The sequence below is a fragment of the Crystallibacter permensis genome (assembly GCF_025960875.1).
In the GTDB taxonomy this organism is placed as follows: domain Bacteria; phylum Actinomycetota; class Actinomycetes; order Actinomycetales; family Micrococcaceae; genus Crystallibacter; species Crystallibacter permensis.
In genome coordinates, this window is sequence record NZ_JAODLR010000014.1 from 93,505 (window position 1) to 118,431 (window position 24,927).

The 24,927-nt window shown below is 63.3% G+C and carries 21 protein-coding genes; 6 read left to right on the plus strand and 15 right to left on the minus strand.

Annotated features, from left to right (window positions below; all coding sequences use genetic code 11):
• Nucleotides 1–95: 95 nt before the first annotated feature.
• The 5 genes from B0G38_RS15775 to B0G38_RS15795 all read right to left on the minus strand — a co-directional run bounded on the left by B0G38_RS15775 (nt 96) and on the right by B0G38_RS15795 (nt 5,597).
• The gene (locus B0G38_RS15775) at nt 96–1,562 is read right to left on the minus strand and encodes an LCP family protein (protein ID WP_264670280.1); all 1,467 of its coding nucleotides are present in this window, start codon (nt 1,560–1,562) and stop codon (nt 96–98) included.
• Nucleotides 1,563–1,777: 215 nt separating this feature from the next.
• The gene (gene era / locus B0G38_RS15780) at nt 1,778–2,746 is read right to left on the minus strand and encodes a GTPase Era (protein ID WP_413542080.1); all 969 of its coding nucleotides are present in this window, start codon (nt 2,744–2,746) and stop codon (nt 1,778–1,780) included.
• Nucleotides 2,743–4,062 carry a hemolysin family protein gene (locus B0G38_RS15785; protein ID WP_264670300.1) on the minus strand — a complete coding sequence of 440 codons (1,320 nt, stop codon included), beginning with the start codon at nt 4,060–4,062 and terminating at the stop codon, nt 2,743–2,745. Before B0G38_RS15785 ends, era begins: the two co-directional genes overlap by 4 nt.
• A gap of 20 nt (nt 4,063–4,082) precedes the next feature.
• Nucleotides 4,083–4,556: an rRNA maturation RNase YbeY gene (gene ybeY, locus B0G38_RS15790; protein WP_264670281.1), complete on the minus strand. Its 474-nt coding sequence runs from the start codon at nt 4,554–4,556 to the stop codon at nt 4,083–4,085.
• 3 nt (nt 4,557–4,559) lie between these two features.
• Entirely contained in the window at nt 4,560–5,597 is a 1,038-nt protein-coding gene (locus B0G38_RS15795; RefSeq protein ID WP_169997487.1) for a PhoH family protein, read from the minus strand.
• 390 nt (nt 5,598–5,987) lie between these two features.
• Between B0G38_RS15795 and B0G38_RS15800 the strand changes: the two genes are divergently transcribed.
• Nucleotides 5,988–6,854, plus strand: a complete 867-nt coding sequence (locus tag B0G38_RS15800; RefSeq protein WP_264670282.1) for a Gmad2 immunoglobulin-like domain-containing protein — start codon at nt 5,988–5,990, stop codon at nt 6,852–6,854.
• A gap of 16 nt (nt 6,855–6,870) precedes the next feature.
• Here the strand turns inward: B0G38_RS15800 and B0G38_RS15805 are convergent, their stop codons facing one another.
• The 3 genes from B0G38_RS15805 to hrcA all read right to left on the minus strand — a co-directional run bounded on the left by B0G38_RS15805 (nt 6,871) and on the right by hrcA (nt 9,863).
• The gene (locus B0G38_RS15805; RefSeq protein WP_264670283.1) at nt 6,871–7,641 is read right to left on the minus strand and encodes a 16S rRNA (uracil(1498)-N(3))-methyltransferase; all 771 of its coding nucleotides are present in this window, start codon (nt 7,639–7,641) and stop codon (nt 6,871–6,873) included.
• Nucleotides 7,642–7,643: 2 nt separating this feature from the next.
• Nucleotides 7,644–8,771 (minus strand): molecular chaperone DnaJ, encoded by a 1,128-nt coding sequence (gene dnaJ / locus B0G38_RS15810; RefSeq protein WP_264670284.1) that lies wholly within the window; start codon nt 8,769–8,771, stop codon nt 7,644–7,646.
• Nucleotides 8,772–8,849: 78 nt separating this feature from the next.
• Complete coding sequence (hrcA, locus tag B0G38_RS15815; RefSeq protein ID WP_169997495.1) at nt 8,850–9,863, minus strand: heat-inducible transcriptional repressor HrcA; 1,014 nt, start codon at nt 9,861–9,863, stop codon at nt 8,850–8,852.
• Nucleotides 9,864–10,044: 181 nt separating this feature from the next.
• Here hrcA and B0G38_RS15820 point away from each other — a divergent pair, with 181 nt between their 5' ends.
• Nucleotides 10,045–10,887 (plus strand): DUF3097 domain-containing protein, encoded by an 843-nt coding sequence (locus B0G38_RS15820; protein WP_264670285.1) that lies wholly within the window; start codon nt 10,045–10,047, stop codon nt 10,885–10,887.
• 136 nt (nt 10,888–11,023) lie between these two features.
• On the plus strand, nt 11,024–11,446 hold the full coding sequence (locus tag B0G38_RS15825; protein ID WP_169997499.1) for a DUF4870 domain-containing protein: 423 nt from the start codon (nt 11,024–11,026) through the stop codon (nt 11,444–11,446).
• A 49-nt stretch (nt 11,447–11,495) separates the two neighbouring features.
• Here the strand turns inward: B0G38_RS15825 and hemW are convergent, their stop codons facing one another.
• Nucleotides 11,496–12,725 carry a radical SAM family heme chaperone HemW gene (hemW, locus tag B0G38_RS15830; protein WP_264670286.1) on the minus strand — a complete coding sequence of 410 codons (1,230 nt, stop codon included), beginning with the start codon at nt 12,723–12,725 and terminating at the stop codon, nt 11,496–11,498.
• 41 nt (nt 12,726–12,766) lie between these two features.
• Nucleotides 12,767–14,620, minus strand: coding sequence for a translation elongation factor 4 (gene lepA / locus B0G38_RS15835; protein ID WP_264670287.1), 1,854 nt, complete (start codon nt 14,618–14,620; stop codon nt 12,767–12,769).
• 328 nt (nt 14,621–14,948) lie between these two features.
• Between lepA and B0G38_RS23255 the strand changes: the two genes are divergently transcribed.
• Nucleotides 14,949–15,314 carry a type II toxin-antitoxin system PemK/MazF family toxin gene (locus B0G38_RS23255; protein WP_319801257.1) on the plus strand — a complete coding sequence of 122 codons (366 nt, stop codon included), beginning with the start codon at nt 14,949–14,951 and terminating at the stop codon, nt 15,312–15,314.
• A 186-nt stretch (nt 15,315–15,500) separates the two neighbouring features.
• On the plus strand, nt 15,501–15,761 hold the full coding sequence (rpsT, locus tag B0G38_RS15845; RefSeq protein WP_169997508.1) for a 30S ribosomal protein S20: 261 nt from the start codon (nt 15,501–15,503) through the stop codon (nt 15,759–15,761).
• 85 nt (nt 15,762–15,846) lie between these two features.
• Here the strand turns inward: rpsT and holA are convergent, their stop codons facing one another.
• From holA to leuS, 5 genes are all read right to left on the minus strand, one after another.
• Nucleotides 15,847–16,854, minus strand: coding sequence for a DNA polymerase III subunit delta (gene holA / locus B0G38_RS15850; RefSeq protein ID WP_264670289.1), 1,008 nt, complete (start codon nt 16,852–16,854; stop codon nt 15,847–15,849).
• 69 nt (nt 16,855–16,923) lie between these two features.
• Nucleotides 16,924–19,647: a ComEC/Rec2 family competence protein gene (locus tag B0G38_RS15855; protein ID WP_264670290.1), complete on the minus strand. Its 2,724-nt coding sequence runs from the start codon at nt 19,645–19,647 to the stop codon at nt 16,924–16,926.
• Complete coding sequence (locus B0G38_RS15860) at nt 19,644–20,429, minus strand: ComEA family DNA-binding protein (protein ID WP_264670291.1); 786 nt, start codon at nt 20,427–20,429, stop codon at nt 19,644–19,646. Before B0G38_RS15860 ends, B0G38_RS15855 begins: the two co-directional genes overlap by 4 nt.
• A gap of 86 nt (nt 20,430–20,515) precedes the next feature.
• Nucleotides 20,516–21,469, minus strand: a complete 954-nt coding sequence (locus B0G38_RS15865; protein ID WP_264670292.1) for a DegV family protein — start codon at nt 21,467–21,469, stop codon at nt 20,516–20,518.
• A 12-nt stretch (nt 21,470–21,481) separates the two neighbouring features.
• Nucleotides 21,482–23,971 carry a leucine--tRNA ligase gene (leuS, locus tag B0G38_RS15870; protein ID WP_264670293.1) on the minus strand — a complete coding sequence of 830 codons (2,490 nt, stop codon included), beginning with the start codon at nt 23,969–23,971 and terminating at the stop codon, nt 21,482–21,484.
• 307 nt (nt 23,972–24,278) lie between these two features.
• On the opposite strand from leuS, the gene B0G38_RS15875 reads away from it, so the two are divergent.
• Nucleotides 24,279–24,927 (plus strand): transposase family protein (locus B0G38_RS15875; protein ID WP_461610106.1); only part of this gene is annotated, 649 nt, incomplete at its 3' end.

The window sequence follows — 24,927 nt, forward strand, 5'->3', positions numbered from 1 at the left end:
CGCTGTGTCTCGTTAAATGCTGTGGGACCAGCCTTTCCGGCAGGTCCCACAGCCATTTAGCATATTTTTGGTGCAGTAGCGGCTTGCACCGAGACCTAGATGCCGCCGGACCCCTGACAGGTAACCTGATCGGCAGTCTGTCCGGTGAAGTTACCGCTCACTCCCCCGGTCGGATCCAGCTTCTCGCCGGTGGTGAAATCCTTGCCGACAGAAACGGTGACGCCGTACCGGGTCTCGGACGACAGGACGTTTGCCTTGGGCACGTTCAGCTCCTCCGCGAGGGCACGCGCAACGTCCTCGAAGCCGGCTGAATAGAAGATCTGGGTAGCAGGGCTGGTGCTCTCGGCCCCGGCCACGGTTTCCGCCGGAGCGCTGAGCAGATATCCCAGCAACTGCAGCTGTTCAGCGATCTCCTCGCTGCGGCCTTCGGCGCCGGATCCGTTAAGGACCTGGACCGGCTGCACCGATGGGTCGAAGGAGAGCGTCTCTTCCGGTTCAGGCTCGGCCGTCTCGGACGGCCCTTCGGTCTCCTCCGGAGCCTCGGTGGGCGAAGCGGAAGGTTCGGGCTCGGAACCAGCGGTCACGTCGCCGTCGTTCCTCAGAATTTCGAACAGCTTCTGTCCTTCTACTTCGTCCATGACCAGGCGGTTCGGATTCGGCTCGTACAGCGACGTGGGCAGCGAGACGAAAGCTACTTTGCCCAGATCCACATTCTTCAGGCGGTCTGCCAGGGCCAGCAGCTTGGTGATGTCAGTCAGGCCTTCGTCGACCGTGAGGTTCCTGGCCACGGCGTCGGCGATGTTGTAGAGGCGGGGTACATTCGTGAGCGTGCCCTCAGACGTGATCTTGCGGGCCATCGAGGCCAGGAAGCTCTGCTGTGCGCGAATGCGGCCGCGGTCTCCGCCGTCTCCGAACGCATGGCGCGTCCGCAGGAAAGCCAGCGCCTGCTCGCCCTGCACCGTGCTAACGCCGGCGGGCAGCACCAGGTCGGAATAGGTGTCGTTGATCGGCTCATTGACGCAGACCTCCACGCCGCCGATGACTTGGGAGAGCTCCTTGACGGCGTTGAAGTCCGCCATCATGAAATGGTCGACTTCCATCCCGGTCAGCTCATTGATGGCCGCGACTGTGCAGCCGGGACCGCCATAGCTCAAGGCGGTGTTCAGCTGGGCGAACTCCTGTGCGGGATAGATCTGCCCGGTTTGGGGATCCTCGCAGGTGGGAATGTCGGTCAGCAAGTCCCGCGGCAGGCTGACCACGGTCACCCGCTCCCGGTCCGCGGACAGGTTCATCAGCATCATGACATCGGAGTTGCCTTTGCCGTCGGACGAAGGGTCCTTGCCGTAGGCACCGTCTGTATTGGCCCTGGAATCGGTGCCCAGAATGAGGATCTGGACCGGGTCGGTACTAAGATCCACGGGCAGGCCGGTGGCCCCGGTACCCAGGTTCAGGGGCTCGGCCGTAAGGCTGGCGCGCAGACCCATGACCTTGACGACGACGACGCCGATTCCTGCGATCAATGCGCAGGCCAGAACCACCGCAACGATTTTCAGCCAACCCATGCGCTTGGAGGAGCGCAGATGCCGGGCGGTGTCGCGTCGGGGCTGGAGTGTCTGTCCCCCACGTGCAGACTGATCAGGCGCACGGCCTTCCTGGAACAGTGGATCATCACTGGAACTGCCGCGACGACCCACGGATATTCCCCCTTACTACGGTTAAGTCAATAGATTGCTACACATATTACGGGCAGAAGCCGTGGAAAGTTCCTCCGGTCTGGCTAGAAGCCGAGGCGTACCAGCTGTTTCGGGTCCCGTTGCCAGTCCTTGGCGATTTTCACATGAAGATCAAGATATACCCGCGTACCCAACAGTGCCTCAATGCCACGCCGTGCCTTGGTGCCGACATCGCGAAGCCGGGCACCGCCCTTCCCGATGATGATGGCCTTCTGGCTGGAACGTTCGACGAAGAGGTTGACCCGGACATCCAACAACGGGTTGTCCTCACTGCGCCCCTCACGCGGAACGATCTCTTCCACGACCACGGCCAGGGAGTGCGGCAGTTCGTCCCGGACGCCCTCCAAAGCAGCCTCGCGGATCAGCTCGGCGACCATCACTGCCTCGGGCTCATCGGTCAACTCACCGTCGGGATATAGCGGCGGTGACAGCGGCATGCGGGAAATCAACACATCATTAACCGTGTCGACCTGGAAACCGTCGGTTGCCGAGACCGGAACGACGTCGGCAAAGCCATCCGGAAAGACTTCAGCGCCCAGCGCAGTGACGGCCAGCAGCTGCTCCGCCAGGGCCGCGCGGTCCACCAGATCGGTCTTGGTAACCAGCGCGATGACAGGCTTGTTCGCCAGCGCGGCCAGCTGGTTGGCGATAAAGCGGTCGCCGGGACCGATCTTTTCATTTGCGGGAAGGCAGAAGCCGATCGCATCCACCTCGGAGAGCGTGTCGGCGACCAGATCGTTCAGACGCTGCCCCAGCAGCGTCCGAGGCCGGTGCAATCCCGGGGTATCCACCAGCACCAGCTGGGCATCCTCGCGGTGCACAATGCCGCGGATGGTGTGCCTGGTGGTCTGCGGCTTGGCAGAGGTGATGGCCACCTTTTGCCCGACCAACGCGTTGGTCAGTGTCGATTTGCCGGCGTTCGGCCGCCCCACGAGCGAGACAAAACCGGCGCGATAATTTTCCGGCCAGCCTTCGGTTGCCATGGCAACTACTTTGCCTTTGTTTGGACTCATCGTTCTGTCTCCGATTCCGCACCTGCGGGTGCCTGGCTGGCGGCAGCGGCGCCGTTGTCGGCAGCCGCTGAATTCTCTTGGTGTGTGGGTGGCTGAAACCAAACAAGGACATGCGAGACGCGGTTCCGCCTGCCCTCAAGCCGCTCGGCATACAGGTGGAGCCCGTCGATCTCCACCTGGCTACCCACGATGGGGACCCGCCCCAGGGTTTTAGCCAGCAAGCCGCCTACTGTATCGACTTCCTCGTCGTCCAGATCCAGATCGAAGAGTTCGCCGACGTCGTCAATGCTGGTACGTGCGCTGATCAAGTATCGCCCGTCCGGCTGCGGCTCGATTTCCGGACTCTCGGAATCATACTCGTCGACAATTTCGCCGACGATTTCCTCAATCAAGTCTTCCAGAGTGACCAGACCGGCAGTGCCCCCGTATTCGTCGATGACGATAGCCACGTGGGTAGACTCACGCTGCAGTTCCTTGAGCAGATCGCTAACCGCTTTTGACTCCGGCACATACCGTACGTCACGCGAAGCTTCATCAACCATGGTCGATGCCGCCGTTCCGGGCCTCGAATGCAGCCGGGCGGCTACGTCCTTCAAATAGAGGATACCGCGCACCTGGTCCGCGTTCTCCCCGATGACGGGAATGCGGGAATATCCCGAGCGCAGAAACAGGGACATCGCCTGCTGCAGGGTAGAGCCGGAATCGATGGTGAGCATGTCGGTGCGCGGCACCATCACGGCACGGACCTTGGTATCTCCGAGTTCGAACACCGAGTGGATGAGTTCCGCTTCCGCGTCTTCGATCATTTCAGCCTCGCTGGCACGATCCACAAGGTCGCGGAACTCCTCCTCTGAGAAGAACGCGGCATCTGCCCGTGGAGCGTTCGGCGCGATCGCGCTGCCCAGACGCACGAGCCAGCCTGGTACCGGTCCGAGAATTCCGCACAGGAAGCGAATGGCGGGAGCCGTCCACTTAACCACGGCGGGAGCGTGAATGCGGCCAAACTGGCGTGGGGAAACACCCACCAGCACGAAGCCCACCGCCGCCATTGTCACCGTGGCGAGCAGCCCCGCCATCCAGATGTTGTCCAGCAGGTCATGGAAAAGCAGAGCGACCGCTACCGCGCCTGCCATTTCAAACCAGACACGCCAGAACCGCAGGGCGTGCATGTGGGCTACCGGCGCTTGGAGCACCATAGCCAACGTACGTACGCGCCCGCTGGCCAGAAGCTGTTCCGCCTCCTGCCTCGGCAGGTAGGTAAAGGCTGCCTCAGCGGCGGTAAGTACTGCCGCGAAGAGCGTAAAGGCCAGCGCCATGCCGGCCAGGGAGCCAATGATCAACGCGTGGTCTCCGTGGGCGCGTCCTTGCCCAGGAACGCAGCCAGCAGTTGCCGTTGGAGGGAGAACATTTCCTGCTCCTCGTCCGGCTCGGCGTGGTCGTAGCCGAGCAGGTGCAGAAGGCCGTGGGTGGCCAGCAGCAGCATCTCCTCGCCAATACTGTGGCCTGCCTTTTGGGCCTGCTCATCCGCGACCTGCGGGCAGATCACAATGTCGCCAAGGACCCCGGCGGGACTGGGCTGCGCAGCCGTGCCCGGCCGCAGCTCGTCCATGGGAAAGGAGAGCACATCCGTGGGCCCGGGTTCGTCCATCCATTCGATGTGCAGCCGTTCCATGGCGTCCGTGTCGACCAGGATGATGGAGAGTTCGGCTTCGGGGTGCACATAGAGGCTTTCGAGCACGAAGCGACCGAGGCGGGCCAGGCCGGCTTCGTCGGCGTCGTACTCTGTCTCGTTGTTGACTTCGATTGCCACGTGCTAGCTCTCCTGTTCCGTCCGACGCCGCCGGGCTGTCGAGGGCTTGCGGTGTTCGTCATCCCAACGGCCGTAGGCGGTTACGATGTCGCTGACCAGACGGTGCCTGACCACGTCCGTAGCCTCCAGCATGGAGAAATTGACGTCATCCACACCTTGCAGGATTTCACTGACGATCTTGAGTCCGGAGCTCGTGCCGCCCGGAAGGTCAATCTGCGTGACGTCGCCCGTAACTACCATTTTCGAGCCGAATCCGAGCCGCGTCAGGAACATCTTCATCTGTTCCGGTGTGGTGTTCTGCGCTTCATCCAAAATGATGAACGCATCGTTGAGGGTCCGGCCGCGCATATAAGCCAATGGTGCGACCTCAATGGTGCCCGCTGCCATCAACCGGGGAATGGAATCCGGATCCATCATGTCGTGCAAGGCATCATAGAGCGGACGCAGGTAGGGGTCGATCTTGTCGCTGAGCGTGCCGGGCAGGAAGCCGAGCCGCTCCCCCGCTTCAACGGCCGGACGCGTCAGGATGATCCGGTTGACTTCCTTGTGCTGCAGAGCCTGGACCGCTTTGGCCATCGCCAGATACGTCTTGCCCGTTCCGGCCGGGCCGATCCCAAAGACAATGGTGTTGTCATCGATGGCGTCCACATAGTTCTTCTGATTCAGCGTCTTCGGACGGATGGTCCGTCCACGCGAGGAAAGAATGTTCAGTGTCAGCACTTCGGCCGGTCTGGCAACAGATTGCTCGCTGAGCATTCGCAGCAGCTGCGCAACTACCTGCGGCGACACATGCGTGTCATTGGCGGCCAGCGTGCGGATCTCCTCCAGCAGGCGCTCCGTACGGTCGACGACGGCGGGCGGGCCGGAGATGGACAGCTCGTTGCCGCGTACATGCAGATTCACGTCGCTGAACTCGGATTCTATGAGCCGGAGCACCTCATCCTGGGCTCCGAGTGCCTTGACCATATGTTCCGACGATTCAAAGTGGATGGAACGGTTACTGGATCCGAGCGGATCCACATCCAGACGTGTTTCCGACATAAAGCGGCCGGCAGGCCTTCCATCTCCCCTTAGCTAGTACGACTGTTGTGTGGGTTTGCTATACATCTCAATGCTACGGCAACGGCCGGATGTCGTTCCCGAAATCCATGCATGACCGGTAGATATCGATCCTGTCTCAATCGTGCATCAGTCCGGTTGAGAGACGGCCCAACCGCGCGTCGCGACGCCGGCAGTATGCCAAGCTGGTTTTTCAGGTACCGACAGGTGCCGCCATCAGACTTCCATTCGCGTTCAGGACGCCGCCATGAGTTGAGGAGGAATCCGGTCATTTCCACCGAGCAGCACCACCGGCCGCACCACGCAGCCCCGCGCCGATTCCGCGCGTGGCTGGCAGTGTTGACCCTTGGCTCCATGGTCATGATTGGTTGCATGCCTTCCGGGAACGGCCCCAACGGCCAGACTTCCATGCCGGCGAGCAGCGGCCAGCCGACCACTCAGAGCAGTCCCCTGGTCACCAGCGCTCCGGTTGAAACATTGCAAAGTACCGCTCTTTCCCCGGTCTACTGGCTGGGCACGAATGCCGAAACCGTGTTTCTCTACCGCGAGTTCCGCGAAGCGGAGGATCTTGGTGATCCGATCACTAGTGCCGTCAGTGCGGTCACCAAACTGCAGCCGCTGGACCCGGATTATTTCAATCCCTGGCAGCCGGCGTCCAAGGTCGGGGCCTCCATCACCAACGGATCCGTCATTACGCTGGACATCTCCTCCGACGCGTTCAAGGCCGACGTGGACGCCGGAATTGCGGAACGTGCCGTGCAGCAGTTGGTCTACACCGCCACCGCGGCAGCAGCCAATGCCGGTTTGAGTACCGCGGAAAACCCGCTCGACGTCGTCATCCTGGTTGACGGACATTCCGGCTACAAGGCATTCGGCCATGTGGAGCTCGGCGAGCCGATGTCTCGGGACGCTAATCTCAGTGCACCGATCTGGATCATAGATCCACAGCAAGGGGCTTCCACTGAAGGACGAGTGGAAGTCTATGGGCGCGGCGTTGCCTTTGAATCCCAATTGTCCTGGCGCATTTCGCGGCTGGAGTCGGCGGAAGACACCGGCGAAGGAACCATCGTCGAAGAGGGTACGGTGCAGGTTGACTCGGCGGCAGGTGAAACCGGTGAGTTCCGGTTCAGCCAGGAGCTCGATCCTGGAACATACCGGGTCATGGTCTTCCACCAGGACATGAGCGGCCGTACCGAAGAGCCTCAGAATGCCGACAGCAAGGTTTTCACGGTCAGGTAAGCGGGCCAGGCTGCGTTCAGTTCCAGCGGCCCAGCCGCTCGCTGAGCAGCGCGACGGCGGCCGGTCCGGCAGTTGAGGACCTGAGCACATGCGGTCCCAGGATCACTGGCACCGCCCCGGCCTCACGCATCTGCTCAACCTCGCGGTGACTCATGCCGCCCTCGGGCCCAACGATCATGAGAATGCTCTGCTCCAGGGCTGCTTCCGATTCCAACCCGCTTCTTTGAACCGCTTCCGCCAGTGACAGCCGCGCGTCCTCGTGGAGGATCAGCGCCAACCTGCTCTCGCCGATACGTCCACAGAGCGATTTCAAATCAACCAGCGGCGCCACGTCAGGGACGGTGGCGCGGCGCGCTTGCTTCGCGGCGGACCGGACCGTCGATTCCCACTTCGCCATCCCCTTGGCAGCCTTGGCGTCGCGCCAGCGGACAATGCTCCGTTCGGCCTGCCACGGAACCACCTCGTCCACACCCAGTTCAGTGGCAGCTTCGATCGCGAGTTCGTCACGGTCGGCCTTGGCCAAGGCCTGGACTAGCGTCAGCCGGAAGGGTGCCGGCGGCTCCGGGACAACGGTCTCGACGGAGACCGTCAGGCTCTCCGTACCCGTCGAGACGACCGTTCCCGAAAGCCGCATGCCCCGTCCGTCCACGACGTCCACGCTCTCGCCGGGGCTCAGGCGCTTAACCGCGACAGCATGCCTGGCTTCGGCACCGGTCAGGACAAATTCCTCGCCGGATGCCACCGCCGCCAGTGTTCCAGGTTCGGTGAAGAAAACGGGATTGGTCACTGTTAGAGATTGCCGAGCTTGTCCCGCAGCCGGGCAAACACGCCGCTGCCGCTGCCCGCAAGCTTGCCTTCGGTGAACTGCTCGCCGCGCGACGCTGCGAGCTGGCGGAGCAGTTCCTCCTGCTCGGAATCGAGTCTGGTAGGCGTTTCCACGTGCACATGGACCTTCAGGTCGCCGCGGCCGTAGCCCCGCAGATGCGTCACGCCGAGTCCCTTGAGGGTGATGACCTCGCCGGCCTGGGTACCGGGCTTGATGTTCAGCGACTGCGTCCCGTCGAACGTGTCCATGTCCACATCGGTACCGAGGGCCGCAGCCGTCATCGGTACCGCCATCGTCACATGGAGGTCGTCGCCCTCACGGATGAAGTTCTTATCCGGGGCAACACGGATCTCGACGTAGAGGTCGCCCTGCGGGCCACCTGCCGTACCTGATTCGCCCTGCCCGGCCAGCTGGATCCGGGTGCCGGTTCCGACACCTGCCGGAATTTTGATGGTCAGCGAGCGGCGGCTGCGGATGCGGCCCTCGCCATTACATTCGTTGCACGGGTCGGGGATGATCGTGCCGAAGCCCTGGCAGCTTCCGCAGGGTGCGGCGGTCATAACCTGCCCTAGGATGGAGCGCACGGCACGCTGTACCTGGCCCGAGCCGCCGCAGATGTCGCAGGTTCGCGGGCTGGTGCCGGGACGGCAGCAGCTGCCGTCGCACGTAGGGCAAACGACGGCGGTGTCCACTTCGATCTTCTTGTTGACGCCGAATACGGCATCCTTGAGATCGATGCGGACATTGATCAGCGCGTCCTGTCCGCGGCGCGTGCGCGAAGGGGGTCCGGCACTGCCCTGCCCACCGAAGAAGGTTTCGAAAATATCCTGGAAGGCGAACCCAGCACCCGAATAACCGCCGCCGAAGCCGCTGTCTGTGCCGTTCTCATTGCCTGTGGTGTCATAGACCCGCCGCTTCTGCGGGTCCGACAGCACCTCGTAGGCATGGCTGACCTGCTTGAACTGTTCTGCGGCCTCCGGCCCGGTGTTCACATCAGGGTGGAGCTTGCGGGCCAGCTTCCGATAGGCCTTCTTGATTTCCTCAGCAGTGGCATCGCGGCTGACACCGAGTACGTCGTAGTGGTTGCTCACCTTGTATTACTTCTCTTCCTGGGAATCGGTTGCGGACAGCGGCTCCCGCTGTCCATGTGCTGCTGGTTGGCCGGCTGCCTATCCGGCAAGGATCCGTGACAAATAACGGGCTACGGCGCGCACGGCGGCCATAGTAGTCGGATAATCCATCCGGGTTGGACCGAGGATGCCCAGCTTGGCTGAAGAACCCGGACCATAGCCGGTTGCGACCACGGACGTTTCCGCCAATGAGCCGTACGGGTTCTCATGCCCAATGCGTACGGAAATCCCGTGCGCGTCCTGCTGCATCTCCGACAGCAGGCGGAGAAGGACCACCTGTTCCTCGAGTGCCTCGAGAATGGGTCCGATACTCAACGGGAAATCCATGGTGGAACGGGCCAGATTGGCTGTGCCGGCCATGAGGATACGCTCCTCCTGCGTGGCTGCCGCAAGACTTTCCAAGGCCGCTGAAAGTGGTGGCACGATAGCCTCGGTGCCGGGCCTGGCGTCTTTCAATCCGTTCCGGAGCAGCCCGCCCACCGAATCCAGGGGGTGCCCGGCCAACTCTGAGAGATAGGCCGATCGGAGATCGGATAATTCTTCATCCGTGACGGGATCAGGCAGGGAAATGACCCGCTGCTCAACTTTCCCGTTATCGGCAATCAGGACAACGAGGACCTGTTGCGGTGCGAGCAGGACAAACTCGATGTGCCTGGTGCAGGCCCGACCCAGCCGCGGATACTGGATCACTGCTACCTGATTGGTCAGCTGGGATAACAACCTCACGGTGCGATCCATGACATCATCCAGGTCGCCCGCGTTTTCGAGCAGGGCCTGGATGGCACGGCGTTCAGCGGAGGAGAGCGGCTTCACATCCGAAATCCGGTCCACGAAGAGCCGGTAGCCCTTGTCCGTTGGAATGCGGCCGGCACTGGTGTGCGGAGCGACGATCAGGCCTTCTTCTTCCAGTGCAGCCATGTCGTTGCGGATTGTGGCCGAGGAAACACCTAAATGGTGGCGGTCAACCAGTGCTTTGGACCCCACGGGTTCGCGGGAATGCACGTAATCTTCCACGATAGCGCGCAGCACCTCGAGCCGACGGCCTTCGCTCACTGGGCACCTCCTGATTTCGTACGGCTGCAGTAGACATGCCGGTTAGCACTCAACACGTCCAAGTGCTAAGTCTAATACCTTTGGCACGTTGTTAGCATTGTCAGGCTGCCATGCACCTATCGGCGGCTCCGCTGATCGCCTGCAGCTACCCGAAAGCTGCATGACCGAAGGACTACAACCGATGAGCAGCTACGGCTGGGGACCACAGGATCTATCCGCTCCGAAGTCGCGTCAGCTTCGCAAGGTCGGGGCCGAACCCGGACTGGTACTGGAGGATGTCGAAAGCGGCTGGGTAGGCGCGGTGGTGCGTGTAGAGAAGTCCGGCGGGGTCCATCTGGTGTCGCTGGAGGACCGGCGGGGCAAGAAACGTTCCTTCCCCCTGGGCTTCGGCTTTCTACTGGAAGGTGAACCCGTGGAGGTAGTTCCTGCCATGGCCGCTGCCGCCGTCGCACGTCCGCAGCGGACGGCCTCCGGATCCGTCAGAGTAGAAGGACTGCGCGCGCAGGTGGCCAAGGCCAGCCGGATCTGGGTCGAAGGCAAGCACGATGCCGAACTCGTCGAGAAGGTGTGGGGCCACGATCTTCGGGTCGAAGGCATAGTTGTGGAGCCGCTTCACGGCGTGGATGATCTCGCTTCGGCGGTATCGGCGTTCGGCCCGGGGCCGCAGCGAAAGTTGGGCATTCTGGTAGACCATCTGCTGCCCGACACCAAGGAGTGGCGGATTGCGCAGGCCGCCATGGCAGTTCCGTCAGCGCGCAACAACGTGCTGATCGTCGGCCACCCGTATGTGGACGTGTGGCAGGCGATCAAGCCGGCCGTCATCGGGCTGGAAAAATGGCCCGTGGTTCCCCGCGGAACCGATTGGAAAACCGGAATCCTTGCCGGCCTCGGGTGGCCCAACAAAACCCAGATCGACATCGCGCACGGGTGGAAGCGCTTGCTTGGCAGCGTCAATACCTATGCGGATCTGGAACCGTCCTTACTGGGACGTGTCGAAGAAGTCATCGACTTCCTCACGGCCTGAGGAATGCGCATGGCGACAACCCCATTCTGCGCGGGCAGATTGACCCCGGTCCGCTGTTTACCGGTCATTGCGGCTAATCTTAGTTTCGTAAGTAATAGCCATTAGAACGAAAACGAATTCTCCTGAGGTAGGTCCTGTGTCAGACAACCCCGCGCGCAAGAAGCAACCGGATCGTCAGCCGGCTCCCCGGACGCAGTATGAAAGCGCCTCTTCCTCAGCCCTGCCGCTAACGCCGTCCGAAGACCGTCAGTGGGCCACTCTGGCTCATTTCGGCGGCATTCTGGGATGCTTTCCTTCGCTGGTCATCTACCTGATCTTCAAGGACCGGGGCCCCTTCACGGCCCAGGAGTCGAAGGAAGCCCTGAACTTCACGCTCCCGCCAACGATCGTGGCCGTTATTGCCAACGTCCTGATTCTGGTGCCTGTGATCAGCGGCTTCTTTGCCGTCGTTGCAGCGGCAATCTGGGTTTTCCTCACCGTGTTCTCTGTGATGGCAGGCATCGCAGTCAACCGCGGCCGTCCCTACCGCTACTCATTGAATCTCCGCCTGCTCCACTAAGCCCGCAGGCGGAGGCGCGCCGAAGAGGGCTACTCCAGCGTGGGCCTTGTCAGTCTTCCAGGAGGCGGCGGACCACGGCGTCGGCAAGCAGCCTGCCCTGCAAAGTGAGCCGGACGGTGCCGGCGAAAGCCGCGGGTCCGTCCACCAGCCCGTCCGCGATCAGACCTGCTACCGCTTTCCGCCCCTGCGGGCCCAGTTCCTGTGTCCGCAGACCATCAATGATGCGGGTCTGGAGCATCACATGTTCCAGTTTGCGGGTTGTCGCGTCAAGCGTTTCCCGTCCCGCCGCCGGAGAGACCCCTGTTGACAGCCGTTGGCCGTAGGCGGCCGGATGCTTCACGTTCCACCAGCGGACGCCGCCCATGTGGGAGTGGGCCCCGGGGCCGGCACCCCACCAGTCATCACCACGCCAGTAAGAGAGATTGTGCCGGCAACGGTCGGCTTCAGTGCGGGCCCAGTTGCTGACCTCATACCAGCCAAAGCCGGCGGCAGCCAACCGCGCCTCGGCGAGTTCATATTTGGTGGCGTGGTCGTCGTCGTCAATTCCCGGTACTTCGCCGCGGCGGATCTGGGCGGCGAGCTTGGTGCCCTCCTCCACGATCAGCGCATAGGCCGAAATGTGATCCGGCTCGCAGTCGATCGCCGCATCCAGACTGGTCTCCCAGTCGGCAACCGACTCCCCCGGCGTGCCGTAGATCAGGTCCAGGCTGACATGCAGCCCGGCCTCGCGTGCCCAGCGCACCGCCTGCGGAACACGGTCCGGATCATGCGTGCGGTCAAGCACCTTGAGCACGTGGGGTACTGCGGACTGCATCCCGAAGGAAACACGGGTGAACCCGGCCGCCGCCAGCGTCTGCAGCGATTCGGGCGTGACGGAGTCCGGATTGGCCTCCGTGGTGACCTCGGCCCCCGGTGCCAGACCCCATAGTTCGGTGGCACGGCCCAGAATGGCCGCCAGATCCGACGCCGGCAGCAAAGTGGGAGTACCGCCGCCGAAAAAGACCGTCGACAGCGGGCGCCGGGGCAGCCCGGACGCGGGCAGCACCTTCGCCGCCAGGTCGAGTTCGGCGTTGAGGGTGCCGGCGTATTCGTCCTGCGACGCACCTGAACCGAGTTCCTTGGCAGTGTAGGTATTGAAGTCGCAGTAGCCGCAACGCACCGAGCAGAACGGAATGTGGACGTAGAGACAGAAGTCCCTGTCCTGTGCGCCGGCAGCGGCCTGTGGCGGCAGCAAGCCATCGGCCGGTGCCGGGTCTCCCAGCGGCAGGACGCTAGGCACAGGTGACCGCCGCCGTCGTCGTTGTTTTGATCACTTCGGTTTTACTTCTTGCTCTTGTCTTTCGATTCATCGGACGACAGCGCTGCGATGAAGGCTTCCTGTGGAACTTCCACCCGGCCGACCATCTTCATGCGCTTCTTGCCTTCCTTCTGCTTCTCCAGCAGCTTGCGCTTACGGCTGATGTCGCCGCCGTAGCACTTGGCCAGCACGTCCTTGCGGATGGCGCGGATATTTTCGCGGGCGATGATGCGCGAGCCGATGGCTGCCTGGATAGGCACCTCGAACTGCTGGCGAGGGATGAGCTCGCGCAGTTTGCCGGTCATCATCACCCCGTAGCTGTAGGCCTTGTCCTTGTGGGTAATGGCGCTGAACGCGTCCACCTGCTCACCCTGCAGCAGGATGTCCACCTTCACCAGATCGGCGGCCTGTTCACCGTCCGCCTTCCAGTCGAGGGAGGCGTAGCCGCGGGTCTTGGACTTGAGCAGGTCGAAGAAGTCGAAAACGATTTCCGCCAACGGCAGCCGGTAGCGAAGCTCCACCCGGTCTTCCGACAGGTAGTCCATGCCCTTCATATCGCCGCGGCGGCCCTGGCAGAGCTCCATAATGGCGCCGACAAACTCGTTCGGGGCCAGAATGGTGGCCGAAACCATCGGCTCCCGGACCTCGGAGACTTTTCCATCCGGATATTCGCTCGGGTTAGTGACCGTGACGACCTTCTTATCTTCGAGGGTCACCTCGTAGACCACGTTGGGCGCGGTGGAGATCAGGTCCAGGTTGAAGTCGCGCTCCAAGCGTTCACGCGTGATTTCCAAGTGGAGCAGGCCGAGGAAACCGACGCGGAAGCCGAAGCCAAGGGCGGCCGAGGTCTCCGGTTCGTAGACCAGGGCGGCGTCGTTGAGCTTGAGCTTGTCCAGGGCGTCGCGAAGCACCGGATAGTCTGCCCCGTCGATCGGGTAAAGACCGGAGAAGACCATCGGCTTGGGATCCGCATAGCCGCCGAGGGACTCCGGGGCAGGGTTGTTCAAGGTGGTGACCGTGTCGCCGACCTTGGACTGGCGCACGTCCTTCACACCGGTGATCAGGTAGCCGACCTCGCCAACGCCCAGGCCCTTGGACGGCACCGGTTCCGGGGAGCTGACACCGATTTCCAGCAGTTCGTGGCTGGCTCTGGTGGACATCATCTGGATACGTTCGCGGGGCTTGAGTTCCCCGTCGACCACGCGGACGTAGGTCACCACACCACGGTAGGTGTCATAGACCGAGTCGAAGATCATGGCACGGGCCGGGGCATCGGCATTACCGACGGGGGCGGGGAGGTCGCGGACAATTTTGTCCAGCAGGTCCTCAACGCCCATACCGGTTTTACCGGAGACCTTCAGCACATCCTCGGGATCTCCGCCGATGAGGTTGGCAAGCTCCGCAGCATACTTCTCCGGCTGTGCCGCCGGCAGGTCGATTTTGTTCAGCACCGGGATGATGGTCAGGTCATTCTCCATCGCCAGGTACAGGTTCGCCAGCGTCTGGGCTTCGATGCCCTGCGCCGCGTCGACGAGCAGAACAGCGCCTTCGCAGGCAGCCAGAGACCGGGACACCTCATAGGTGAAGTCCACGTGCCCCGGTGTGTCGATCATGTTCAGCGCGTAGGTCTTGCCATCGAGCTCCCACGGCAGACGAACAGCCTGGGACTTGATGGTGATGCCGCGTTCGCGCTCGATGTCCATCCGGTCCAGGTACTGGGCCTTCATGTCCCGCTGCTCAACTACGCCGGTTAACTGCAGCATCCGGTCCGCCAGGGTGGACTTCCCGTGGTCGATATGGGCGATGATGCAGAAGTTCCTGATGATCGCCGGATCTGTGGCGGCAGGCACCGGTGCGGTGCGGGCCATGGGTGACACAGCGGTTTCCTAACTCTCTAACGGGGCTTCGATGATGGCTCTTCGATAGATACCAAGTTAACAGTCTCCCATGAGATGCCCGCTGTTTCTTCCCGGCAGGTACGGATTCGACGGGTAGTTTTGGTGCATGGCTTTCAACGTGAACACTCTTGGCCGGCTGCTCCGCGGTGCCGCAAAAGTCCTCCGGGCGGTCAACCGCTCTTCAACGTCCAGGCCCCCGGGTGCAGGCCGAGGGCGGCCGCCTGTCAGCCGGCCGGGCCCCGCAACGGAACACGGCCAGGGGCAACTGAGCGCGACGTACCCCGGCGACTTCCGCGGCAGGACTTCCGTGGCTTACTCCCCCAGCCCGGACGGCCAACCGGATCCGGGGGAAATCGTCTGGACCTGGGTGCCATACCAAGAGGACCACAGCAAGGGCAAGGACCGCCCTGTGCTGCTGATAGGCCATAACGGCCCATGGCTGCTGGCATTGATGATGACCAGCAGGGACCGGAACAACGGCTCGAACAGCCACGAGGACTACGTAGACATAGGCCAGGGATCCTGGGACCCACGCGGACGGCCCAGCGAGGTAAAACTCGACCGTGTACTGCAGTTGGATCCGCGGGATATCCGGCGCGAGGGAGCCGTCCTGGGCGAACGCGAGTTTTCCCAGGTGGCGGCAGCACTGAGACAGACGCGCGGCTGGAATTAGGCTTCGGCGCGCCGCCTCGGCGGCGGACGCAGCCCTGGAAGCTTTTCTGCTAACATTTATAGCTGTGTGTCCGCGCAGGTCGACGGGCACCTCAGGCCGGCTGCCATTACGGTATCCCCACGCCGCTCAGTCAATGGCCGGTCTGACTGCCCTCACCGACCAGTCCGCAACAAAGAGAGTTTATACGTGGCTAATATCAAGTCCCAGAAGAAGCGCATCCTGACCAACGAGAAGGCCCGCCAGCGCAACATCGCTGTCCGGTCCGAGCTGAGGACTGCTATCCGCGCAGTCGGCAGCGCCGTTGAGTCCTCCGATAAGGACGGTGCAACCGCTGCTCTGGCTACGGCCAGCCGCAAGCTGGACAAGGCTGTCAGCAAGGGCGTTATTCACAAGAACAACGCTGCTAACCGCAAGTCCGCTATCTCCAAGAAGGTCAACGCCCTCTAGGAAGCAGCTTCACCGGCGTTTACCGCCGATGCAATGAAGGCCCCCGCCGCTCGGCGGGGGCCTTCATTGCATTAAGAGTAGGCAGCTAGTGGCCAACGCTCGCTGCGATAACCGTGACGGCACGCTCTACGGCGTATTCGGGATCCCGGGCTGCGCCCTTTACCTGGGCATCTGTTTCGGCAAGCATCTGTATGCAGGCAGCCAGCGCAGCCGAGTCCCAGTTCCTCGCGTCCTTACGTGCTTGATCGAATTGCCACGGGGCCAGGCCGGCGTCTTTAGCACTGACTGATGCTCCCTTTACCTTGGCGATCTGCCGAAGTTTCATGGCCAGGACAGCGACTATCGGCACCGGATCCACGCCTGTGGCCAATGCATGCCGGAGCGTGGACAAAGCGACCGCTCCCCTGCCGGAGACGGCAGCGTCAGCAACTTTGAAGCCGGTGGCTTCCACGCGGCCGCCGTAGTACTTCTCGACCGTCTCTTCCGTGACCGTTCCCTGAACGTCCGAGATCAGCTGGGCGCACGCCGCTGCTAGGTCCGGGAGGGATGCGCCGACGGCAGCGACCAGTGCTTGACCAGCCGCCGGATCAAGTCCGCGCCGGGCAGCTTTGAACTCCCGCCGGACAAAGTCCAGTTTGTCCGAGTCCTTCTTCATCGCCTGGCAGTCGACCACCGGTGCCCCGCTCGCCTTGATAGCGTCCAGCAATTTCTTGCCCCGGACCCCGCCCGAATGGTGCAGCACTAGAGTGACGTCCTCTGCCGGGGCCTGCAAATATGCCAATGTGTCGCCCAAGAACTCATCGTTCATCTGTGCCACTCCGTCCACTTCAACCAGCTTTGATTCGCCGAAGAGGCTGGGGCTGGCAATCATGGTCAGTTGGCCGGACGAGTAGGATGCAGCCTCCAGCGTAGTGAGCTCGACGTCCGGATGAACTCCCCGGGTCATCGACCGGATACGGTCTCTGGCCCGGTGTGCCAGATATTCTTCGGGCCCGCTGATGAGCACGACCGGAGCCGGTTCAACGTCGCGCCAGGAAACGATTCGGCCGGCAGTCTTGCTGCCTGCGGCCGGACGGGCCGGGGGTGGATTCACAGGTCAGGTCCTCCTAGTATCAGAGTCAACATTGTCACGGGCAGCCGATTTTCCCAAGCCGAAAACCGCTCATTCCGCCGGACGCACGGCCAGGCTGCCGTCTGCGAGATCGACGACAATGGTACCGATTTGATCCGTCCGGAAAACCGGTATCCGAAGCCGTTCCAAGGCCGAGAGGATCGTGGGCGCCGGATGGCCGTAGTCATTGTCACGGCCAACAGAAATGACCGCCGTTCTCGGCTGCACCCGGTCCAAGATCGCTGTCCCACCGTTACGCGCGCCGTGATGGCTGATCTTGAGGACGTCCACGCTGCCCGGTTCAAGAGCCAAGCCCCGGAGCAGGTCGGCCGCGGCCTCCTCTTCCAGGTCGCCGGTCAGCAGTATGCGCAGTACCCCGCCGTCGGCGCCAGTGACTGTGACCAGCATGACGATGCTTGAATCGTTCTCCGAAGCACCGGTCCGTGCCGCCGTCGGCCAGAGTATTTGCCACGAAGCGCTGCCCGTCCTGCCCGACTGTCCCGCCTTGCCGAGCTCAGGATCCAATCCGTGTTCGGCCAGTGTGCCCCCGACTAGGTCGGGCAGCTCCTTCTTCGAACTTCCAACGAGCACCCGGGCCACCTTACGTCCATCCAGCACGCCGTCCAGGCCACCGTAATGGTCCAGGTGCATGTGCGTGAGGACCAAAAGCCCGATGCTCTCCACTCCCAGCGAATCCAGGCAGGAATCCATAGCGCCGGGTTCAGGCCCGGCATCAATAACCATGGCCTGGCCCGTACCTGTGCGGATCACCAGCCCGTCGCCCTGGCCGACGTCGCAGACCACGGCATCCCAGCGTTCGGGCAGCGCGGGGACACCCCTGCTTGAGAGCAGCCAGCCCAGCAGCGCACCGGCGACGACAGCCGCACAAAACGCAGCCCCCACCCGCTGTTTCCCGGTCCACCGCGTTCCGGCGCGCCGTGTGGTCCCCCTCCCGCGTTGGGCTTCCTGATCCTCGCCCAGGGAGGTCCCCTGGTCTGCGGACGCAGGCAGTTCAGGCGTGTACCGCCGCCCCGAGCCACGGCCACGGCAGGACGTCTGCTCGACCCTGAACCACAAGGAGGAAATGCCGGCCCGTCCCTGCGCAGCCAGCCACAAAAGGGCGAGAAGGACGACCGCGGCCGCGGCCGCCAAGACCGCGCCGGCCGGTCCGCCAAGCCACGGAAGAGTGGCCAGTGGAAGTCCGGAGAAGGTCCGGGCGATCTGCGCGACCCAGAGTGTGAGAAAGCCTGTAGCGTGGACGAGCCAACCGCCGGGTAGTGGCGCCCATGGGAGCAGCGCCAGGGAGACCATGCCGCCGATGGTGACGAAGGGAACCACCGGCGCCGCCAGGATGTTAGCCGGTATCGAGAACATGGCCAACTCCGGTTGGAGCTGGACGAGGACGGGCGTGCAGAACAGCTGGGCAGCCAGCGGAATCGCCATGGCGTCAGCGAGTAGCTTCGGCATAAAGTGTTGCAGCCATCGCGAGCACGTGCTGCCGAGCAGCACCAGCCCCAAGGTAGCCAGCACCGAGAGAATGAAACTGTATTCGCCGGCCAGCCATGGATTGGCCAGAAGGAGGATGAGGACGGCCAGCGCGAGGAAGGACAGCGACGCCCGCCGCCGGCCGGAGACCAGTGCTGCCACTCCGATCGTTCCCATCACGGCTGCACGCAGGACGCTCGGCTCCGGCCGCACCAACAGCACAAATCCGGCCAGCGCGACAATGCCCAGCACCGAGCTCAGCCACCGAGGTGCCCTGCAGGCTGTCGCCAGCAGGTAAACAAATCCGAGCAAGTAACTGCAGTTCGCTCCGCTAACCGCCATAAGATGCGTCAGGCCGGTGCGGCGCATGGCTTCTTCCAAATCGTCAGTCTGCTGTTCCCTGTCGCCAAACACCATTCCTGGCAGCAGTCCGCGCGCATCCGGCGGCAGGCTCCCGGTGTGTTCGACGAATAAGCTCCGGAGCGCGTTGACCGCCTCAGCAGCCGGCGGAGTCGATGTCACATCGGGTGCCGTTGAGGCACTCAGCATGGCGGCTTCCGACGATCCCGGTTCCATCGGCGCCAGGGTTCCGGCGGCGTGCAAACGATCCCCGTAGCGGACTGCCTGCCATGTCTGGTTACCGATGACAAGCACCGGGGTTGCAGCCTCGAATTTGCGTCCCGCGTGCGATGCCTCGGTGATTTCGGCGGTGACGAGATACCGTGGACCGGAGCCGAATATCGACGGCGTCTTTGAGCGAGAGGCATCCGAGAGGGCCGTGAGTTCGGCGGTGATGTACGCTCCGGATTCTATGGCGGGCCCGATCGGCCCGCTGAGCCGTTCCGTGTGTTTGACGCCGATGACCAGTGCCAGCAGTCCGACAGTGCACACCATCAGGAACACTGTGCCGGTCACCGAAGGAATAGACTTCCGCCGGCGTCGTCGCAGCCCGGCCAGCAAGAACGCCGTTACCGCTCCACCACACAGGGCTGCGCCGGCCATCCCCACGCCGGGCGGTAGCCGCAGCAGAACGAGCGCCACTAGCCAGCAGGTTGCCGCCGCGGCGGCTAATCTCAGATCCAGCCGGACCGCTCCGGGACCGCTATCTCCAACTCCCGGCCGCAGCGCTTTGGCCGCGGCGGGATCACTTGCAGATTTTTCCCGGAACAACCGGGCCTTCAAGCTTCGCTTTCCGGCGGGGCTCGGGTCGCTGGTGGTGTCCTTGACCGTTTCGCTGGCCACTTGGCGGGCGGCCCGCGCATAGTGCTGCCAGGGCGGCGCCGGGCTCATACCGTGACCAAGTCCACGAGGCTTGCGAGCATGACTTCGCCGATGCCCGGCACTGCATCCAGGTCTTCGGGCCGGCCAAAGCTGCCATGCTGCTCGCGGAAGTCGATGATGCGCTGAGCAAGAACGGGCCCGACCCGCGGCAGCGTCTTAAGTTCTTCCAGCGAGGCGCTGTTGAGATTGATCTTGGCTGCGGGCTGGTCTTCTGCTCCGCCGGCATCGCCCTCGGGACCCGCTGCACTCCCGCTGTTGCCGGAGGCGGACTGGTGCTCGGGTGAAGAAACGAAGACCTGTTGGCCGTCCATGAGCGGCGCCGCCAGGTTCAGTGATGCCAGATCTGCGTCTTCGCTGGCACCTCCCGCGGCTTCCAGTGCTTCAAAAACCCGCGCCGATGCCGGTAGACGGACAATGCCCGGACGGCCGACGGCGCCGGCGACATGAACGATGATCTGCGCAGCATCGCCGGGACCGGCCTCCGGCCCTGGGGAAACACCCTCCTCGTCCGCCTGGGCCGAGGGTACCGGCTCGGCGGCCTGCTCCGGGCCCTGTCCCTCCCCAGAGGGTCCGGTCTCTGCCGCGGAGCTCGTGACGGGCAGCGACAGCAGCACATTGCTCTCTTCCCGGTGGGTATCTGCTGTCAGGAGCAGCACCAAAGCGTAGCCGACGGCCAGTCCTGCAGCGATCAGCGCTGCTCCCAGTGCCACCCGCAGACGCGGGCGGCGGGCAGATATTTTCAGGCCGTGGCTGGCTTCTGTAGCGGCTGTTCCCCAGCGGTGGCGGCCCATGGCACTACGCTATGGAGGAAATCAACGGCCGGGCAGGACGCTCCTGCGCCTTGTGGAGAGGAGCATCCCGGCCCACATTGTGGAGATCAGGACACCGGGTCGGGCATGGCGGGTCCTATGACGACGGCGAGGACTCCCAGTCCGGCATGCGCGGCCAGCACCGACGGTACTGCGGTGACCAGGATTTCATCACCGACATGAGGACTGAGCTCTTCGGCCAGCGACCTCGCCTCTGCTTCATTGCCGAAATAATGGACAGCCAGCTGCGGTGAATACTCGAGTTCTTCGATCCGCCGGACCACCAGCTGCTGCATCCGGACGAGTGCCTTGGAAGCCGTCCTGATTTTTTCCACCTCCGCGATGGCACCGTCGCGGATGGTGAGAATAGGTTTGATAGCCAGCAGCGACCCGAAGAACCCGGCGGCCGGATTGATCCGCCCGCCCCGGCGCAGCTGGTCCAGGCTGGGAACATAGAAAAGGACATCGCCCGCTGCCGCCGCTTCGCGGGCCCGTTCCGCCACCGCGGATGCCTCCGCGCCGTCTTGCGCCGCCAGCACCGCAGCGACAACGGCAAATCCCTCCACCATCGCCACCGACCTGGTATCGACGATCTCCACGCGGATATCCGCCTCTGCCGCAGCCAGTGCCGCGGCTTCCACGGTGCCTGAAAGGGATCCGGAAAGGTGGATGGAGACGACGGCGTCGAAGCCCTGCCGCTGCAGTTCTTCATAGGTCCGCTTGAAGAGGCCTGGCGACGGCCTGGAGGTCTTGACTTCCTTGCCTTCAGCCAGGCCGACGGTTAGCACGGCGGGGACGTCGTCCACTCCCTCGCCGTAGATCTGGCCGGAAATCATCACCGGCATCGGAACGATCCGCAGCCAGTCCGCGGTTTCCGGTTCGGCTGCCCACTCAGCGGGCAGCGAAGCAGCCGAATCCGTTACCACGGCGACCCGGGGACGTTCGGACACTTCCTCCGGCTTGCGGCCGGCCTGGTGCAGCAGTTGCCGTGACCGCTGCACCAGCTCCTCAAGCCATGACATTGTCAGCCGCGCTTATGCCGGGACGATGTTGACCAGTTTGGGTGCCCGGACGATGACCGTGCGGACGCTGCGTCCGTCGAGCGTTTTGACCACCTGTTCCGATGCCAACGCCTTGGCCTTGAGCTCCTCTTCGCTGATGTCCGGGGCCACTTCGAGCCGGTCCCGGACCTTGCCCTGGACCTGGACAACGGCGGTAACCGTGGCCTGGACCAGCAGCTGCTCGTCGACCGCCGGCCAGCTGGCGGCCGCAACCGAGGGCTCATGCCCGAGCGCTGCCCAGAGATCCTCTGCGGTATACGGAGCGAACAAGCTCAGCACAATGGCCACGGCTTCCGTAGCTTCCCGAACGGCGGGATCGGCTCCGCCGACACCGCTGTCGATCGCCTTGCGGGTGGCATTGACCAGTTCCATGAGGCGGGCGATGACCACGTTGAACTTATGGTTGTCCAGCAGTTCGGCGGCGTCGGCGATCGTCCGGTGGGTCACCGAGCGCAGCGCACGGTCGCCTTCTGCTGGATCGGCGCCGACGGCGGAAGTCACGTCCTGGCCAAGCCGCCAGGCACGGGCCAGGAATTTAGCCGAGCCCGACGGCGAAACGTCGGCCCAGTCGACGTCGTCCTCCGGCGGTGAGGCGAAAATCATGGTCAGCCGGACGGCGTCGACACCGAACTTGTCCAGCTGCTCGCCGAGGTCCACGCCGTTGCCCAAAGACTTGCTCATGGCCTTGCCCCCGTTGAGGACCTGGCCCTGGTTCAGCAGCGCGCTGAACGGCTCGTCGAAGTCCACCAGCCCGAGGTCCTTGAGCACCTTGGTGAAGAACCTGCTGTACAGCAGGTGCAGGATGGCGTGCTCGACGCCGCCCACGTACTGCCCGACCGGCAGCCACTTGTTGACCGCCTCGACGTCGAAAGGCCCTTCGGTGTAGTCCGGCGAGGCAAACCGAAGGTAATACCAGGAGGAATCCACGAAGGTATCCATGGTGTCCGTATCCCGGGTGGCAGCGCGTCCGCAGTTCGGGCAGTCAACGTTGACCCAGTCCGCGGCGGCGGCCAAGGGCGATGTGCCCTTCGGTGAGAGCGCTTCGCCGCGCAGGTCTTCGGGCAGCCGCACCGGAAGCTGGTCATCGGGAACCGGCACCTCGCCGCACTCGGCGCAGTGGATGATGGGGATGGGCGCACCCCAGAAGCGCTGGCGGCTGAGCAGCCAATCGCGGAGCCGGTAGTTGACCGTCTTCTCGCCGGTGCCGGCCGCCTCGACAATATCGATGGCCTTGGCGATGCCCTCGTTCTTGGACAGACCGTTGAGGTCGCCCGAGTTGATCAGGCTGCCTTCGCCCGTGGTGGCGGTCCCGCTGACCGCGGGATCTTCCTCACCGGTGTCCAGCACCGCCCGCACGGGCAGGTCGAACGTCTTGGCAAAGTCCAGGTCGCGCTGGTCGTGCGCAGGGACAGCCATAATGGCGCCGGTGCCGTAATCCGCAAGGACGTAGTCCGCGGCCCAGACCGGCAGTTTCTCGCCGTTCAACGGGTTGATGGCATAACGGCCGAGGAAGACGCCGGTCTTCTCCCGGTCGGTGGACTGGCGTTCGATATCGGAGAGGGCCTTGATCTTTTCGCGGTAGTCCATCAGCGCATCATGCTGTTCGGGCGTAACCAGGTCCAGGGCCAGATGGGCGTCTGCGGCAACGACGAAGAATGTGGCGCCGTACAGGGTATCGGGGCGGGTGGTAAAGACGGTGACGCCCTTGGCTTCCCGGCCGTCCGCGGGCTCGATGTTGAAGTTGACGTGGGCGCCCTCGGACCGGCCGATCCAGTTGCGCTGCATAGCCAGCACACGCTCAGGCCAATGGCCCTTCAGCTCGTCCATGTCATCCAGCAGCCGGTCGGCGTACTCCGTGATCTTGAAGTACCACTGGTTCAGGCTCTTCTTGGTTACCGGCGTACCGCATCGTTCACAGGCACCGTTGACAACCTGTTCGTTGGCCAGCACCGTCAGGTCCTTGGGGCACCAGTTGACCGGTGAATTTTTCCGGTAGGCCAGCCCGCGCTCGTAGAACCGCAGGAACAGCCACTGTGTCCAGCGGTAGTAGTCCGCGTCGGAGGTGTGCAGCCGCCGGGACCAGTCGGCGCTGATGGCGTAGCGCTTGAAGGATGCGGCCTGGGTCTCGATGTTGGCGTAGGTCCATTCGGACGGGTGCGCGTTGCGCTTGATGGCCGCATTTTCCGCGGGCAGGCCGAAGGAGTCCCAGCCGATCGGGTGCAGGACGTCGTAGCCCTTCAACCGCAGGTAACGCGCGACGACGTCGCCCATGGCGAACGCTTCGGCATGGCCCATGTGCAGGTCGCCCGACGGATAGGGGAACATATCCAGCACGTAACGGCGCTCCTTCGAGCCGTCGTCAACGGCCTTGAAGACGCCAAGCTCTTCCCAGACGGCAGGCCATTTGGCCTCCATGGCGGAAAAACTGTACTCGTTCGGTTCGGTACCAGACTGCGTACTCACGTTGACTTGTCCTCGTCCTCTTGGTTGCTACGGCGCACTCCCGGTGGTTGCCGCTTAGACACACAAAAGCCCCTCGACACGGGAGGGGCGGCCGCACGTTACGGAACTGTTCCGTAGGTGCGGCTAGCTAAGCAGAAGTGCGGACATGGAATTACTTTACCGCAGATCAGCCGGAGGCTTCCTTAGCCTTGATCCACCGATGAGTTTCGGGTCGTCTTCGGCGTTTTAAACACGAAATGTCCGTCGTTTCAGGGAAAATTTGACTTACCACAGAACAAATTTCCTGAAATCGAAGGACATCTCGCAGATGCAAGTTTCCCATAATCGTTCCGCCGTGTCAGTTTCCTTCGACGAACCGAACCTCGTGTCCGCCGCCGGGCTGCTGCCGGTGATGACGTTGGCCCGGGACGCCGGATTGCAGGAGCTGGCGGATCAGTGGCTGTCGGTGCCCACCGACAAGGGCGCGAACGCCGGGTTGAAGATCGCTTCGCTGGTCGCGGGAATGGTCGCAGGCGCGGATTCGATCGATGACATGGCGCTGTTGCGCCACGGCGGGATGAAACGTCTTTTCAAGGCCTGCTACGCGCCGTCCACGCTGGGCTCATTCCTGCGCTCCTTCACGTTCGGACACGTGCGCCAGCTCGACGCGGTCGCCTCGCGTTTCCTGATCAACCTGGGGGCGCGGGCCCCGCTGCTGGGCTCCACAGGTCCGGAAGACTTCGTGTTCGTCGATGTCGATGACACGATCATCGAGGTCCACGGCTACGCGAAGCAGGGATCCGGCTACGGCTATTCCGGCGTCCGCGGCCTGAACGCGCTGCTGGCCACCGTCTCCACGCGGGACACCGCCCCTGTGATCGTCGCCCAGCGCCTGCGCAAGGGCGCGGCGAACTCGGGCCGCGGCGCCAAACGCCTGGTCACCGATGCCCTCTCCACCCTCAAAGGACTCCAGCCCG